This window comes from Bradyrhizobium sp. USDA 336 (genome assembly GCF_044908355.1).
GTDB classification, from domain to species: domain Bacteria; phylum Pseudomonadota; class Alphaproteobacteria; order Rhizobiales; family Xanthobacteraceae; genus Bradyrhizobium; species Bradyrhizobium yuanmingense.
In genome coordinates this window covers 7550590-7565196 of sequence record NZ_JBIYDC010000002.1, presented here as the reverse complement: position 1 = coordinate 7565196, position 14607 = coordinate 7550590, and the positions used below count along the sequence as shown (strand labels likewise).

13 protein-coding genes and 5 pseudogenes are annotated in these 14607 nt (G+C 58.2%); 7 read left to right on the top strand and 11 right to left on the bottom strand.

Features of this window, described 5'->3' with window-relative positions; all coding sequences use genetic code 11:
- Positions 1-36: 36 nt before the first annotated feature.
- From ABIA45_RS36300 to ABIA45_RS36285, 4 genes and pseudogenes are all read right to left on the bottom strand, one after another.
- Positions 37-372: a Rieske 2Fe-2S domain-containing protein gene (locus ABIA45_RS36300; protein WP_404655191.1), complete on the bottom strand. Its 336-nt coding sequence runs from the start codon at positions 370-372 to the stop codon at positions 37-39.
- A gap of 146 nt (positions 373-518) precedes the next feature.
- On the bottom strand, positions 519-1511 hold the full coding sequence (locus ABIA45_RS36295) for a sterol desaturase family protein (protein WP_404655190.1): 993 nt from the start codon (positions 1509-1511) through the stop codon (positions 519-521).
- A 1539-nt stretch (positions 1512-3050) separates the two neighbouring features.
- A complete protein-coding gene (locus ABIA45_RS36290; protein WP_404655237.1) occupies positions 3051-3473 on the bottom strand; it encodes a hypothetical protein in 423 nt (140 codons plus the stop codon).
- A gap of 194 nt (positions 3474-3667) precedes the next feature.
- Positions 3668-4930, bottom strand: a pseudogene (locus tag ABIA45_RS36285) (type IV secretory system conjugative DNA transfer family protein); the annotation flags it as partial.
- Positions 4931-5040: 110 nt separating this feature from the next.
- Between ABIA45_RS36285 and ABIA45_RS36280 the strand changes: the two are divergent.
- Positions 5041-5384: pseudogene (locus ABIA45_RS36280) on the top strand (ISNCY family transposase); the annotation flags it as partial.
- Between the two features lie 591 nt (positions 5385-5975).
- On the opposite strand, the gene ABIA45_RS36275 reads toward ABIA45_RS36280, so the two are convergent.
- Together ABIA45_RS36275 and ABIA45_RS36270 are read right to left on the bottom strand one after the other, a co-directional pair.
- A complete protein-coding gene (locus ABIA45_RS36275; protein WP_404655236.1) occupies positions 5976-6221 on the bottom strand; it encodes a hypothetical protein in 246 nt (81 codons plus the stop codon).
- A gap of 121 nt (positions 6222-6342) precedes the next feature.
- Entirely contained in the window at positions 6343-6609 is a 267-nt protein-coding gene (locus ABIA45_RS36270) for a hypothetical protein (protein WP_404655234.1), read from the bottom strand.
- A 131-nt stretch (positions 6610-6740) separates the two neighbouring features.
- On the opposite strand from ABIA45_RS36270, the gene ABIA45_RS36265 reads away from it, so the two are divergent.
- Both ABIA45_RS36265 and ABIA45_RS36260 read left to right on the top strand, forming a co-directional pair.
- Entirely contained in the window at positions 6741-7154 is a 414-nt protein-coding gene (locus ABIA45_RS36265) for a group II intron maturase-specific domain-containing protein (protein WP_404655232.1), read from the top strand.
- A gap of 264 nt (positions 7155-7418) precedes the next feature.
- Complete coding sequence (locus ABIA45_RS36260) at positions 7419-8489, top strand: transposase (RefSeq protein ID WP_404655840.1); 1071 nt, start codon at positions 7419-7421, stop codon at positions 8487-8489.
- On the opposite strand, the gene ABIA45_RS36255 is transcribed toward ABIA45_RS36260, so the two are convergent.
- A complete protein-coding gene (locus ABIA45_RS36255; RefSeq protein WP_404655839.1) occupies positions 8432-9466 on the bottom strand; it encodes an IS110 family transposase in 1035 nt (344 codons plus the stop codon). The genes ABIA45_RS36260 and ABIA45_RS36255 overlap by 58 nt on opposite strands.
- Between ABIA45_RS36255 and ABIA45_RS36250 the strand changes: the two are divergent.
- Positions 9461-9728, top strand: a pseudogene (locus tag ABIA45_RS36250) (transposase domain-containing protein); the annotation flags it as partial. The gene ABIA45_RS36255 and the pseudogene ABIA45_RS36250 overlap by 6 nt on opposite strands.
- A gap of 110 nt (positions 9729-9838) precedes the next feature.
- Here ABIA45_RS36250 and ABIA45_RS36245 read toward each other — a convergent pair.
- The 4 genes and pseudogenes from ABIA45_RS36245 to ABIA45_RS36230 form a co-directional block, all read right to left on the bottom strand.
- Positions 9839-10315, bottom strand: a complete 477-nt coding sequence (locus tag ABIA45_RS36245; RefSeq protein ID WP_404655230.1) for an integrase core domain-containing protein — start codon at positions 10313-10315, stop codon at positions 9839-9841.
- Between the two features lie 96 nt (positions 10316-10411).
- Positions 10412-10504 carry a hypothetical protein gene (locus ABIA45_RS36240; RefSeq protein WP_404655837.1) on the bottom strand — a complete coding sequence of 31 codons (93 nt, stop codon included), beginning with the start codon at positions 10502-10504 and terminating at the stop codon, positions 10412-10414.
- 302 nt (positions 10505-10806) lie between these two features.
- Positions 10807-10955 (bottom strand): annotated as a pseudogene (locus ABIA45_RS36235) (transposase); the annotation flags it as partial.
- Positions 10956-11865: 910 nt separating this feature from the next.
- A complete protein-coding gene (locus ABIA45_RS36230; RefSeq protein WP_404655229.1) occupies positions 11866-12432 on the bottom strand; it encodes a hypothetical protein in 567 nt (188 codons plus the stop codon).
- On the opposite strand from ABIA45_RS36230, the gene ABIA45_RS36225 reads away from it, so the two are divergent.
- The 3 genes and pseudogenes from ABIA45_RS36225 (at position 12431) to ABIA45_RS36215 (ending at position 14577) form a co-directional block, all read left to right on the top strand.
- The gene (locus tag ABIA45_RS36225) at positions 12431-13372 is read left to right on the top strand and encodes a glycosyltransferase family 2 protein (RefSeq protein WP_404655228.1); all 942 of its coding nucleotides are present in this window, start codon (positions 12431-12433) and stop codon (positions 13370-13372) included. The genes ABIA45_RS36230 and ABIA45_RS36225 overlap by 2 nt on opposite strands.
- Before the next feature lie 247 nt (positions 13373-13619).
- Positions 13620-14466: pseudogene (locus ABIA45_RS36220) on the top strand (IS3 family transposase); the annotation flags it as partial.
- Positions 14458-14577, top strand: a complete 120-nt coding sequence (locus ABIA45_RS36215) for a transposase domain-containing protein (RefSeq protein ID WP_404655835.1) — start codon at positions 14458-14460, stop codon at positions 14575-14577. The pseudogene ABIA45_RS36220 and the gene ABIA45_RS36215, both read left to right, overlap by 9 nt.
- The last annotated feature ends 30 nt before the right edge of the window (positions 14578-14607 follow it).

Below are 14607 nucleotides of genomic sequence, written 5' to 3'. Positions count from 1 at the left end.
TCTGTTTCGACACTAGCGCCCCCCCCGCTGGCTCACTCAGATTTTCACGAACACGGTGTCGCTCTCGACCTTGACCTCGTAGCTGCGCAAGTCGATGCATGCGGGCAGCGCGCGTGCCTCGCCGGTCCGGTAATCGAAGGTTCCGAAGTGCTTAGGGCATTCGATGATGTAGCCATCGACAATGCCATCCGCGAGGTGGACCTTCTCGTGGGAGCAGTGGCCTTCCATCGCGAAATAACCGCCCTCTGGCGAGCGAACAATCACCAACGAGTGCCCTCCGTGGTCGAAGCGGAGCACCTCTTCCGCCCCCAACGCATTGTCGGCGCAGGCTGCCACCCACTCTCCTTCGTTAGTCAATCTGGCCTCCTCCATTTCGGGTGTCGAAAGCCGGCACCATAAGGGCGACGGACAGCCTGCGGCTACTGCAGGCGACGTCACGGCATAAAGCCGCATAGCTGCACACGGCCCCGCGAAGGGGATGGGAACGCACACACTGCCCGCCAACGGACCAATGTATGCTATGCGCGGCGCGCGTACTTCTTAGCCTTCAGTCGGCTGTACATCGCCTCGTCGGCTTCAGGCGAACCGTCATGCGCCGTGCCAAACCACTCGTCTAGCGGGATCAGCTGCGTGCCATAGTTCACCTCAAAGTACTTGTGATGCAGATAATGAAAGTAGGTGCAGTTGTTGATGTACTTCCCATCGTCTATCGCGATCCGGTCGAAGCCGGCATGCCCCCTCGCCGGCGAAAGCGCCGCCTCCATAAGCGCAAACATTGCGTGCAGCGGATTCGAAGGCACAACAAAATAGATCAGCACGCTGGAAAAATAGACGATGTGCTCGAACGTGTGCATCGATAGGCCAGACCAAGGCCCCGGATTAACGTTGTTGTGATGGACTTTGTGGATAATATGATACAATGGCCCCACATGAATCAGGCGGTGGATCACATAGAAGTGCAGAACATACCACATCGGCACCAGCAACATCAGCATGATCAAGTAGGACGGCTGCGTTCGAAAATCGGTATAACGGATGTAGCCGTTGGCGAACATCCACCAAGTGAGCACCTCATACGCCGTCCAGACTGGCACACCGCTGCACATCGTCCAGAACACATTCTCGGCGGTCTGGCTTCCGAACAGGAATGTCGGATTATCCGTGTCGGGCCACTTGGCGTTGTATTTGAACTCAGTCTGCTGGCGCCGCTGGATGTAGAGCACGGTATGTAAGCCGCCATAGACCAGGAGCGCCAGCGCAGCATTGCGCACGAGAATGAGCGAAACCCAGCCGACGCTGAACTCCCGCATCGTTTCCAGCGGAGGAGTCAGATAGACCCACGCGACGAGTGCGACCGCGGCAGAGAGCGAGTGATACTTCAAATAGCCAAGCAGCCAGAGCAAAAACGCCCTCGGCTGAACCGGCCAGACGAAGACCGGAGCGCGCTTCGGCAGCTTGTTTGGTTTCCAGTTCCCCCGTTTGTCGCGAGTGCCATACAGTGTGTCGTCCATGTCGCTTTCCAGTTGCCATCTTGCGCTGTTTGGCGGGGCGCATGGATATTAGTTGACTGCGATACAGTATTTCATCTGATTTTTAAGGAAAATGCAGCTTTCTGGCGCGATTGCGTCACGGCTCGCCGCAATCCAACGAGGAAAAAGAGCGGGGCCGAGCTAGAGAAATCTGAGCATCGGCGTTGGGAGGCCTAACAGCTAGGTCTGATTGAGAGCCGTTGTTTGCGCGTCGGTTCGCCGAGCAGCTGAAGACAACTTGGTTTTCGGAAGAATGAGACAGCGAGCTTACGACGTTGACATGGCTGGCTGCGCCGCTTTAAGCCTGCCCAACAAACTGTCTAATTCGTGCGTCAGCCACGAACTTTCCTCACAGCAATTCGGGAGACATCAGCACTTGGATCGAATCCGTCGATTGTTTCGCGAGTTTATCCACCACTTGCTGCATCGCTCGATTCCATCGCCCACCACGATCGTCAGCGCACACACCCATCACTCTGACTGCTACCTATGCCCGGCCGTTTCGGCGCTCTCGAAATTGGCGCTGATCAGCGCGTCGCCAGTTTCATAGAATAACATCGGGGTGATCGGGGGATGGTCAATGCCGGCTTCTTCGTGCCTCGCCGAAAGTGATTGACCTGCGGATAGATGACTCCACTGTTTGGACGCGCGGGCCGCTTGCGGCTTTGGCTGAGCAGCAACAGCTTCCTGCCTACCAGCACCACAGCCTCTGACAGCCCACCGATACTCTGCGCGATAAGACGTTCCTCGAACGCTCTGGTTGATGGCAACGCTCCTTGAAAGGTGTGGGACAAATGAGCCTCCCTTGGCAGGCACGTGTGTCTTTTCAGGCAGGTGGCTCGCGGTCTGACTACAACATCTCGGCGTGACCAGCTGTGCGCTGGCCCCGCCGCCTCCAGCGCCCAGCCTCTTTGAAATCGCTGCATCCAGGCCGAGCCGATTTCCTTCGACATGAGAACCTCCGATTCTTTGCTCATCGAGCCTCTAGCGCTGCGCCAGATATCGCTGCCCATATGCCGCACAATCGTTGGCGCGCTATTCCTCTGCCAATCGAGTTGAGATCTATCGCACCAATGTTATGAGAACGATGCACTTGTTCCGGGCCGTTCGGCAGGTGAAGCCGGTCCACGCCGTGCTCAACATCACCTCCGACAAGTGCTATGAAAATCGTGAATGGATTTGGGGCTGTCATAAAAAACGGTGCGCTCGGCGGAAGTGGTCCCGATGGCAACAGCAAGGGCTGTTGAACCTGTATCTCTGGCCTTCTATAACTCTTTTTCAGCCCAGCAAGCCATGTGGGCCGGGGTGGATTAGCCAATGCCCGCGCCTGCAGTGTTCGAGTTGAGCGGAATATGACGCAGGTTGCTGCGGGCCTGGCACGTGAACGCTACACTCGAAACATCCCACGAGCTCCGACAGCGCCGTTTAGAGAAATTCGGGATGGTGCGGGTTGGACGCGGATTGGGCTCTCTGTAAACTGGCAAGTAAACAACGACAGTCCAGCACTGGCAACTCTTGATGTTACTTAAACGACGCTGCCATCACCGCCCTAATCCTGCCGCAACACCCACGCTCGGTGTGGATTGGCGAGTAATTTGACAGGAAAGGCGGGACCACGACGACAGATCCGACAAGAGACCGCGCTTGTATTCCGGCGCAGGAAGAGAAAGGATCGTCTCGATCAACGTGAACCGGGTTCGCTTGTGATTGGGGCAGTACTCGCTGCGTCGCTTGATTCCATACTGACTTCTTGAAGAACGGCGGGGCCGCTGGAAAGCCGTCGTCCCAGAGCTCGACAAAGCGATCATAGCGTTCGGCGCCTTTGGCCCGCGCTGCCGGAATATTCTGCTCCGGCAAAGCCGGAGTGGACGTCAACCAGAAGCGGATGAACAGCGCGATTGTCTCAAGCGTGATGGCATCATTGCGTTCGAGCCGTTCAAGCACGCGTGCGATGCGGTAGAGCCGCTTGGCTATTACCGCTTCTTTCCGGTCGGAGTCGTCAGGCGAGAGGAATGACGAGATCGCAGCCTCGGCGACCGCGGATTGGGCTTGCCGTGACGTTTTGCGACGGCCTCAAGGCTGCCGAAGACACAGCGGGATCCAGGTAGATGCTAAGCTGGACCTTTTTCATGGCGCCCTCAAAGACCCATTTTGTCGTCCGGATCAAGGCTGACAGACCGATTAAGGCCCTGCATCGAGCTATTCAGAGTCTGCGATTGTACGACCTCGACATCGGCATCATCCGGGGCAGTGTCGAACTCGTTTTCCGGCAAGTGGGGAAGTGATCACAAGCTCCTCATGTTGCGACAGTTCGGCTCGCGGCGAATTCCACCATTCGGGTCGCGGGCCTTACGTTTCAGGAGCAGCTCGATAGAAGGCGGGATCGGCTTGCGGCCAGACCAGTCGTCGGGCTGCGTGGTCAAGCTTACGAGCCCCGTGAGCGAGGCCTTCAAGATTGGACGCTGGAATTGCGGATTCTCGTAGTAGCGAACCTTGCGGGCATGTACGGGGTGCACTCCCGAAACCATCGCAATCGCTTCATTGGGTGAGAGCTGCATGACCTCGCCGGGCGTGAGGAGTGGTCGCGATGTTTCCTGACGGCTCACCATGAGGTGGCCGGGCCAAGGCGAGAGACGATGCCCGGCATAGTTCTTCTGCCGCATCTCGGTGGCGGTCCCCAGCGCATCTGACACCCGCTTGGCCGTGCGCTCATCATTGTTCGAAAACGCGATCCGGATCTGGCAATTGTCGGGAATGGCGTGGTTAGTCCCATAGATGCGTTCGGGTTGGTTCAGGCTTTGGGTGATCAGAAAGCTCCGGATGCCATAGCCGGCCATGAAGGCGAGCTGGCTCTCAAAGAAGTCGAGCCGGCCGAGCGCCGCGAACTCATCAAGCATGAGGAGCAGCTTTGCCGCCGCTGTTGGTGTTAAGGCTTTCGGTTAAGCGCCATCCGATCTGACTAAGCACGAGCCGCATCAAGAGCTTGGTGCGGGCGATACCGGATGGAGGCACCACCAGGTAGAGCGAGATCGACCGATCCCATCAACCAGCTCGCGGATGGCCAATCGCATCGGCCGGTGACCTTGGCGACGACTGGATCGCGATAATGGCCTAAGAAGCTCGTCGTGGTTGACAAGCCGCCCGAGCGTTCGTTTTCACTCTTATTCAGGAGTTCGCGCGCCGCCGAAGCGACCACTGGATGAACGCGATTTCCCAGATGTGGAGTCGCCGACATCGCATTCAGCGTCGTCTCGATCGGTCGCGACGGATCAGAGAGGAAGTTGGCAACGCCGGCGAGCCTTGTCGGCCTTGGCGTAGAGGACATGCAAGATCGCGTCCAGGAGCTAGGAATGGCGTGTCTTCTCCCAATGATTGCGGCGTTCGAGCGCTCCTTCGGTGTCGCGCGGCGATCAGGATGGAAGGCGCATTGCTTTGCCTTAATTGTTACCAGATGCCGAGCCGTTGCCTCACGTAAATAGCTCCCTTGGATTGGAAACGAGCAGGGGCGAAGATGGGGTGGCTAAGCATGGCAACGCGGAAAGAACTGACAGCGGCGGCAGGCGCGCGCTATGGGCGTTCGGATCGCGCGAAGAAGGCGCGGATATGGACGAGTTCGTCGACATCGCTGGATTCCAGCGCAAGCATGCGATGCGACTACTTCGAGGCCAGGATGATGCACGCCCAGGCCGGCGGGCGCGACGTCGGGTCTACAGGCAGAACACAACGCGCTCGTGCTCCTTTGGGAGGCGTCAGACCGGATCTGCGGGAAGCGGCTGAAGGCGTTAATGCTTGCGCTGATTGAGGATGGAACGGCACGGCCACCTCGACCTTGCCCCGGGATCCGCGACAAACGTTCGGCTGGAAGCGGTTCGCTTGCCGCGCTCGTACGGCTTGAGCTTCGCCAGGGCGACTTCCTGAGGGCGAGGTGAGCGTGCAGGTACGCCTGCGTCGTCTCGACCCAGTCATGACGAGCCACAGCGCGATCACGGAACAGTCGACGCCGGTTTGCAGCAGTTCCATCGCAGCGCTGTGCCTCAGCACGTGCGGCGACATGCTCTTGGTCTTCAAAGACGGACATCTCTCTTTAGCGACACGAACATGCTTTACTAGTACGAACTGGCCGCTATCAGCACTGAGCCAGCCCCTGCACGTTCGGGAACAGCGCTGTTGCTCCTTTCCGCAACGGTTCCTTGAGCCACGCCTGGAGCGCACACCGAGCGAGTGTGGGCAGCGGAGTGGTCCGCTCCTTCCGCCGTTTGCCGACGCATCGTACGTGTGCACCAGACCCGAGGTGGACGGCATCCGGTCAAGGCCAGTCAGCTCTGAGAGGCGCAAGCCCGTCTGGGCCGCTACCTGCAGTAAGGTGTGATCGCAGTGACCACGCCACGTCGTTCGATCGGACGCGGCGAGAACCGCCTCGATCTCAGGGGGCGTCAGGAAGTGCACCTATTGCTTGTCATGGCGCTTGCTGGGTATGGCAAGCACGCGCTGGGTCAGCGCACTGTGTGCCGGTTCCTCGAAGGACACGAACCGGAAGAAGAATCTGATGGCCGTCAGATGCTGGTTACGCGTCTTCGCGCTGGCGCCGCGTTTTACCTCAAGATCGGTGAGGAACGCGCCGATGAACGTTACATACAGATCGGCGAGCGTCAGGACCGATGGGGACTTACGGAGACGCACCTGTGCGAACATGAACAGCAGCCGGAACGTGGCTCTGTAGGAGCGATGGTGTTGGCGCTAACGGCGCTGGCGCATGAGGTGCTCGGTGAAGCGCTCGATCAATGTGGCGACGTTTCAGGCGGGCTTCATGGTGTCACCTCCTATTGCCGATCGAGACGGCGCACCGCGGGCAGGTTGACTGATACCGGTAGGTATCGCGCACGCAGGCGTGGCGGAGGTAAGTGGAGATCACTGGGAGTTGTTGCTCGACGTCCTTGCCTTCGCGATAGCAGTCGAGCAGCGTCCGGGTGGCGAAGCGATGACGAAGTCGTGCACGCGTGGCCGGTACGATCACTTGGCGCCGCAGCCCGATCTCTCGGAGCAATCGCCAGAAGACGCGATGGACGTACTGGTGCAGCAAGCGGCCTCCCTGTTCGGCAAACGAAGAAGGTCGAGCAGCAGCGTGATTCGAGCATCGCGTCATGCCGGAGGGCGTAGTCGCGTAAAGGATGACGGCCGGCGAGGTGATTATCCTGAACAGAAATTCGACTTTTGGGCTACACGTTCCGCGCCCGTCGGTCGAAGAACCGTTGGGGAAAGCACTTCGTCAACTTCAGCCCCGGTCTCAGCAATGCCGCGAGGAAGGCAATCCGACAGGAAATCCGTGCCTGGCAACTACGCTGCCAGGTGGATAAGAGGATCGACGACCTGCCGATGTTGTTCAACCCGATCATCCGAGGCTGGATGAACTACCATGGTCGGTACTACAAGTCAGCGCTTTACCCGACGCTACGCCATCTCGACCGATGTCTCGCGCGATGGGCGATGTTGAAATGCAAACGTCTGCGGCGACATCGAAGACGGGCAGAGCACTGGGTACGGGACATTGCTTGCCGCCCCCCCCACGGTGTTGGCCCATTGGCCGATGCTGCACAAGACGGCGGCTGGACGGTAAGAGCCGAATGAGCAGAGACGTTCACGTCCGGATCTGTGAGCGCCTGGGGGTGAAACTCCCCCGGGCGACTCAACGGTTGGTACACTGTCGGAATGAGATGGAGGCGCAAAGCGTTCGCTAAGCGCTCCAGGCTCGGCTGGCGGAGTGCCATCCTAAAGACGAGGATCGTCTACTGCAGGGAATGATCGACGCCGAGGTAAAAGCGAGCCGGACATGGTTGACTTTCTCGGTTATTGCTTCCGGCCACGATCGTCCTGGGGCCGCGTTCGCAGAAGATGTTCTGCGGGTTCACTCCGGCGGTCAGCAAACCAGCGCTGAATGCCATGCGGGCGACGGTCCGAGGCTTGAAACTTCGCAAGCGAACCGAGGTAACTTTGGACGATATTGCCCGCGAGCTAAACCCGATGGTTAGGAGGTGGATCGCTTATTATGGGCAATACACGCGCTCAGCGCTTTATCCTTTGGCCTGCTACATCAACCAGACGTTAGCTATTTGGTTGAAGCGAAAGTACAAGCGCTTTCATCACCGTTTGGGACGCGCGCGTCTCTTCCTGGAGAGGATCGCGCGTGAGAAGCGCAGGCTCTTTGTGCATTGCAACTCGGCGATGGCGGCAAGCTTGCCTGATGGGAGCCGGGTGAGGCGAGAGTCTCACGCCCGGTTCTGCGAGAGGCTGGAGGTGAAATCCCTCCGGCCTACTCACCCCACGGTGCCGGTCCTGGCCAAGGGCAAGACCCGGACCGCTCGGCTCTGGCCCTCCGTACGCGACGACCGTCCGTTTGCCGGCCCAGATCCGCCGGCGGCCGTGTTCTTCTACTCGCCCGATCGTGGCGGTGCGCATCCGGAGCAGCATCTCGCCGGCTATGCCGGACTGATGCAGGCCGACGCCTACGCCGGTTTTGGCAGGCTCTACGAGGCTAATCGCAAGGGCGGCCCGATCATCGAGGCCGCGTGCTGGGCGCACGGCAGACGCAAGTTCTTTGATCTGGCACGGCTTACCAAGGCGCCGATCGCGGCTGAGGCGGTCAAGCGTATCGATGTCCTGTTCGCCATCGAGCGTGAGATCAACGGTTTTGCGCCGGAGGAGCGCTTGCGTGTGCGCCAGGAGCGTAGCCGCCACCTGATCGTCGAGTTGGAGGCGTGGTTGCGCGAACGGCGCGCCAAGCTCTCCAGGAACAACGACACGACCAAGGCGATCAATTACTGCCTCAGCCGCTGGGATGCATTTAGCCGCTTCCTCGATGACGGACGACTTTGCATGTCGACGGATGATGTTGAGAAGCTCTCTCGTCAGTTCATGACAACTTTTTTTGGCTTCTCCTTCCAGGCCGCCACCATCCGCTCGTAGGTCTGCTCGACGCGTGCGACGTAGCCAGCTTCCCGCTCGCGGAGTTCCTTGATCCAGTAGTCCCGACCCGGGCCAGCCTTGCCATAGGCACGGGGCGCTCCAGCCTTGAGTGCCACCTTCCGGAGTTTCATCGCTGTAAACGCTGGGCGCGCGTAAGCATAATCTTTCCCGGTCGTCAGGATGTGCCAGATCATCACTGCGAGCTTACGTGCCGTTGCGACGGCCGCGACTCCAGGCCCATGCTTCCTCTGAATGCGGTTGAAGAAGGCCCGCAGCGGCCCTGGCGCCGTCTTGGCTGACCAGGCCGCTTCAACCAGCATCTTGCGGGCGTCACGATTACCCTGTTTCGAGATGCGACCATGTCTTGCCGGGCGCCCTCCCGATTGTCGAATCCGAGGGGTCAAACCGAAGTAGCTGCTCAGCTTATCCGGTGACGGGAAGCGTGCGATGTCGCCGATCGAAGCCAGCACAGTCGAAGCAACGACCGAACTCACGCCGGGAATCGTCATCAGCTTGAGGGACCGTGGATCATCCAGAGCCTCTTGCGCCACGACTTTGTCGATCTCCAACAGCTGTTTTGTCACGCGTTCGAGTTCCGCGATCAGACGCTGGAGCATCGCATATTTTTCCGGTGGAAGCGGCAGACTCTCGAGCCAACGTTGCCCGGACTTCCCGAAGAGGTGGCCTTTGTAGGCCGGTATGAGATTGGCATGTAGGATTGCCTTCATGCGTCCCTTAATTCTGACGATCTGCGCCAAGACGCCAGCGCGCTCCGCCATCTGGCGCCGGCGGCCGTAGGTATCCTCGTCGGCAACCCAGACCTCAGGCAAAAAACCGGCAGCATGCAACTTTGCCAGGGTTTCAGCATCGATCTTATCCGTTTTGATTCGCGCATAGGCGATCGCTCGAACAAGCCTCGGGTTGGCGACCGCGACGCGCTTAACATGCGGGTCGACAGCATCATGCCCTTTAACAATGCCGCTGAACGAGGGTTGCGAGGCATCGCTCTGGGGCGAAAGTCCGCTGTTCTGCGGCTCCGATCGCGGCGGACGGCGTGCGGCGGCTATGTACAGCCTGATCGTCACGGCAAAAATGAACGGCATCGACCCGCAGGCGTAGCTGGCGGATGTTCTTGACCGCATCGCCGCACACCCCAGATCATCGGCTCGAGAGCTTCTGCCTGGAATTGGACGATGGCGCACGCGGCGTGATCTGCGAGATGATGACGCTGCTGCGTGACGACTGACCCTGACCTGCCACTGGTTTTCATCCAGCAGCAGTTAGAGTCTCGTGGTTTTTGCAGCGAGACCGAACTTTGGACCATTCAGAACTGGAGTTTTTTGCCGTGATCAGGTCGACGGGCTGGATGCGCCGACGTGGTTTTGCAGCAAAATCGGCGGTCTGTTGCCGATCGCGCCATGGGGCCGTTCTTCGTTGTAGTATCTGCGCCAAGTCTCCATTTTTTCTTGGGCGTCCGCAAGGCTGAGGGACCAGTGCGTGTTGAGGCATTCGGCCCGGAAGCGGCCGTTGAAGGCTTCGATGAACGCGTTGTCGGTTGGCTTGCCGGGCCTGGAGAAGTCCAGCGTGACACCGCGTTGGTAGGCCCACAGGTCGAGATCGCGCGACACGAACTCGCTGCCTTGATCGACGCGGATCGTTGCCGGGAATCCCACTTCCTTGCAGGCGCTTTCCAGGATCGCCACGACGTCGCTGCTGCGGAAGCTGAACTGTGGCTGCAGCACCGGCGAGAAGCGGGAGAAGATATCGACGATCGTGAGCACGCGCAGCTTGTGTCCGCTCGCCAACTGATCGTGGACAAAATCCATCGCCCAGGTCTCGTTCGACCGCGTCGCCGGCTTGCGGTCGTCGCGCAGCTTGGCCTTGACCCGGCGCTTGGGCGTTTTGTTGCGCAATTGCAGGCCCTATTCGCGATAGATGCGACGGGTCTTGGTCTGGCCGTGGCGCCATCCCTCGCGGCGCAGCAAGACGTGGACGCGCCGATAGCCGTAGCGAATGCGAACATGGCAGATCTCCTTGATCCGATCTTCAAGAGCAGCCTGGCCGGAGCGATGCGACCGATAATGGTAGGTTGACCGGTCGAACTTGAGAGCTTCACAAGCCTGTTGAGAGCTTCACAAGCCTGGCGATACTTGCCACTCACGGCACATTTCATCGACCAGCTTGCGCTTCCGGCTAGGCTTCATAGCTTTCGGCGGATCACGTCCTGCAGCATCTCCTTGTCGAGCGACAGGTCCACCACCAACTTCTTGAGCTTGGCGTTTTCCTCCTCGAGCTGCTTCAACCGTCGCATCTCGATCGGCAGCAGACCGTCATACTTCTTCTTCCATTGAAATAGGTCGCCTGGCTGATCCCGGCCTTGCGGCAGATCTCCGCCACCGCAACCCCATCACGTCTCTGCTTCAGGATGAACGCCTTCTGGGCGTCCGAAAATTTTGAGGCCTTCATCGTCCGTCGCTCCCTCCCAGCCGAGGGGATTCGGCAGCGAAAACTCTAGCCAAAAATGGTCCAATTTGTCGGCCTCAGATCAAGGGCGTGCAAGCGTGAAGCTCGAGCGATAGCTCGAAAATACAGCTTCATGCTGCCTCTGGTGGGGCTAAGGTCGGCATTCCTCGGTAAGATAACCAAATATGTGCTGAAAAGAGCGCCAAAAAGCAATAAGGGCGGAAGGCATCGGACTTTTAACACGGTCTGCTAGCCTTAAGGTCATCTGGCGAATGCAGGTCAAAGTGTTGGGCCGAGCCTCTGCGCAACAGGGACGCAGCGTCGGAACCCTGCTCGCCACGGGCAAGCTTTCGAGAGATGTTGTCGCCATAGGTTCGGCATGGTGCTGGTGAACTTCCATATGGTTAGGGTCACCTCAAATATGAGAGGTGATAGACACGCTACCAATGTTGGCAGCAGATTGCGGGGAGCCGGTCGCCTAGAAGCTCCTCAAGACTATTCCATTGGAATGCACCTTGTATGCGAAGCTTGCAGGAAGGCGCCTATGTCAAGAGATACCTACTTCACCGAGCGGAAGGAGGTTGTCAGTCGTGCCGGATCAGCCTTTGGTCCCTCTACCACCGTAACCATAGCTATCCCTCACGCTCTCATTCTTGTTGCCGAAGGTACCTACCGCAATTTTACTGCGCCCCCGGTGTTCCTATCTTATGAGCAGTCCGCCGTCCCTTTCCGTTTTGTTCATCACCCGTCATTGGATGGCGACATCGTGCTACTTCGCATAGCGAGCTACATGCCTACCACGGCCCTGGGCTGGGTGCGGTGTCCCTGGACAACGGGTTGGCTGCGCATGTCGGTTTTGTCCTCAGAGATCGGCAGATTGGCATTATATCACTATGGTGACATACCCCTCCAGCTACGACGTGACGCTGCAATCGCGCTGGATCGTGATCATCAGCTTTCTGCTAGGCCGGCGAAAGCACATCAGCCGAGTCTTGGGGGGGGGCATTCTGATCAGCGTTGTGGGCTGGTACTGCTTCATGGCCAAGCGCACCGCGGCTGCCGCCCTTGCCTTAGTCATTGTGCTCTGCTTCGTCTTTTTGCACCGAAGGTCGCTGCTGCTCTTGCTCGGCGCGGCGCAATCGTCCTGGCTCTTCTTGTCACGACGGCGGAACATCACCTCAATTGCGCCTTTGGCAACTCGCATTGTTGAAGCGCTGAGTAACACATACGTCGTCAGAAATCCGAAATCCATGGCTCGCGTCACGCGCATAGCATTCCAAAGTGTTTCATCGGAATTGCGAGAAGCCAGGGCTATTTGTGTGCGAGGCAGGGTTAACGCTGGCGAACCTTCGGTTTTTAACCCTTGGGTCGTCCTCTTTGTCTCGACGTTCGCCGCGTGGAATCGCAAAGCGCATGATATCAAATCCAGGTCTTTCGTGCGCTCGATATCTTGTTGACCAGCCGAGTTCGTTTCAGCCATGGCTAAGACCATCAGTGTAGTCACGCCTGTGTTTAACGAACAAGATAATGTCGTTGAACTATGCAACCGCGTCGCGACAGTGATGGCTGGCGCCGGCTACGAATACGAACACATCCTCATAGATAACGCATCCACCGATCGAACTGTCGAAATCTTGCGCGGCATTGCAGCTAAGGATGTCAGGGTCAAGGTCATCGTGAACACTCGAAACTTCGGCTATGTCCGCTCATCGTTCCATGCCGTCCTGCAGGCTAGTGGGGACGCCGTGGTGCTCATCCATGCTGATCTGCAGGATCCACCGGAGATGATCCCTCAGCTTATTGCCAAGTGGGAAGAGGGGTACAAAACCATCATGGCAATTAAGCCGACGAGTGAGGAATGGCCGGTCATGTTTCACCTGCGCCGACTTTATTATCGGACAATCTCTCGCATTTCTGATGTGCCCTTGGTACAGGATGCAACGGGCTCTGGCCTCTACGATCGCTTTGTCATTGACGTGCTGCGCAAGCTCGATGAGCCCTATCCCTATTTTCGTGGACTTGTCTGCGAGGTGGGTCACAAGATTACGACCGTCCCCTTCCATCAACCTCGGCGTAATCGAGGATTTAGCAGCCAAAATTTCTATTCGCTCTACGAATTGGGAATGTTGGGTGTGACCAAGCATTCTAAAGTGCCGCTTCGTCTGATGACCATGCTCGGCTTTCTCGTGTCGACCGTCAGTTTGGCTGTTTTTCTCGCTTCGGTCGGCACAAAACTTCTATTCTGGAATTCTTTCGAGCTCGGTCTCGCTCCAATCCTCATTGGCTTCTTCTTTTTTGTAGGAATTCAAATACTTTTCTTGGGCCTGATTGGCGAATATCTGGGATCGATACAAACACAGGTAAGACACCTGCCTCATGTCATTGAGGCCGAGCGGGTAAATTTTACGTCAGAAGTCTGATGTGACCCTCGGTCTCTTTCACTAATTGCTGAAGCTTTACAGTTTTTCAGTTTGTAGTCAATTGGACTCGACGCCAGTTGAACGGTAAGCATCGGGCGTGGGCCACAGGCGGGTTGACCTGCCACTGAGTATTTCCACCAGAAGGAGTTAGAGCCCGGCCCGAAGTGATCTGAGGCCGACAAATTGGACCATTTTTGGCTAGAGTTTTCGCTGCCGAATCCCCTCGGCTGGGAGGGAGCGACGGACGATGAAGGCCTCAAAATTTTCGGACGCCCAGAAGGCGTTCATCCTGAAGCAGAGACGTGATGGGGTTGCGGTGGCGGAGATCTGCCGCAAGGCCGGGATCAGCCAGGCGACCTATTTCAATGGAAGAAGAAGTATGACGGTCTGCTGCCGATCGAGATGCGACGGTTGAAGCAGCTCGAGGAGGAAAACGCCAAGCTCAAGAAGTTGGTGGTGGACCTGTCGCTCGACAAGGAGATGCTGCAGGACGTGATCCGCCGAAAGCTATGAAGCCTAGCCGGAAGCGCAAGCTGGTCGATGAAATGTGCCGTGAGTGGCAAGTATCGCCAGGCTTGTGAAGCTCTCAACAGGCTTGTGAAGCTCTCAAGTTCGACCGGTCAACCTACCATTATCGGTCGCATCGCTCCGGCCAGGCTGCTCTTGAAGATCGGATCAAGGAGATCTGCCATGTTCGCATTCGCTACGGCTATCGGCGCGTCCACGTCTTGCTGCGCCGCGAGGGATGGCGCCACGGCCAGACCAAGACCCGTCGCATCTATCGCGAATAGGGCCTGCAATTGCGCAACAAAACGCCCAAGCGCCGGGTCAAGGCCAAGCTGCGCGACGACCGCAAGCCGGCGACGCGGTCGAACGAGACCTGGGCGATGGATTTTGTCCACGATCAGTTGGCGAGCGGACACAAGCTGCGCGTGCTCACGATCGTCGATATCTTCTCCCGCTTCTCGCCGGTGCTGCAGCCACAGTTCAGCTTCCGCAGCAGCGACGTCGTGGCGATCCTGGAAAGCGCCTGCAAGGAAGTGGGATTCCCGGCAACGATCCGCGTCGATCAAGGCAGCGAGTTCGTGTCGCGTGGGCGGCGTCAACCTGAGTTGAACTATGTTGATCTGCAAGCCTGGCTAGCTGAGGTGCTGGCCAGGCTTCCAGATCGCCCCGTCAACAGAGTCGCCGACCTGCTTCCGTGAATTGGAAGGTGAGCCGACAGTCCAAAGCGG

What these genes read in the sequence shown, in the direction of transcription:
- ABIA45_RS36300 (WP_404655191.1), bottom strand. Translation starts at nt 372, where the DNA reads ATGGAGGAGGCCAGATTGACTAACGAAGGAGAGTGGGTGGCAGCCTGC.
- ABIA45_RS36295 (WP_404655190.1), bottom strand. Translation starts at nt 1,511, where the DNA reads ATGGACGACACACTGTATGGCACTCGCGACAAACGGGGGAACTGGAAA.
- ABIA45_RS36275 (WP_404655236.1), bottom strand. Translation starts at nt 6,221, where the DNA reads ATGTTCGCACAGGTGCGTCTCCGTAAGTCCCCATCGGTCCTGACGCTC.
- ABIA45_RS36260 (WP_404655840.1), top strand. Translation starts at nt 7,419, where the DNA reads ATGTTCTGCGGGTTCACTCCGGCGGTCAGCAAACCAGCGCTGAATGCC.
- ABIA45_RS36245 (WP_404655230.1), bottom strand. Translation starts at nt 10,315, where the DNA reads ATGGATTTTGTCCACGATCAGTTGGCGAGCGGACACAAGCTGCGCGTG.
- ABIA45_RS36225 (WP_404655228.1), top strand. Translation starts at nt 12,431, where the DNA reads ATGGCTAAGACCATCAGTGTAGTCACGCCTGTGTTTAACGAACAAGAT.
- ABIA45_RS36230 (WP_404655229.1), bottom strand. Translation starts at nt 12,432, where the DNA reads ATGGCTGAAACGAACTCGGCTGGTCAACAAGATATCGAGCGCACGAAA.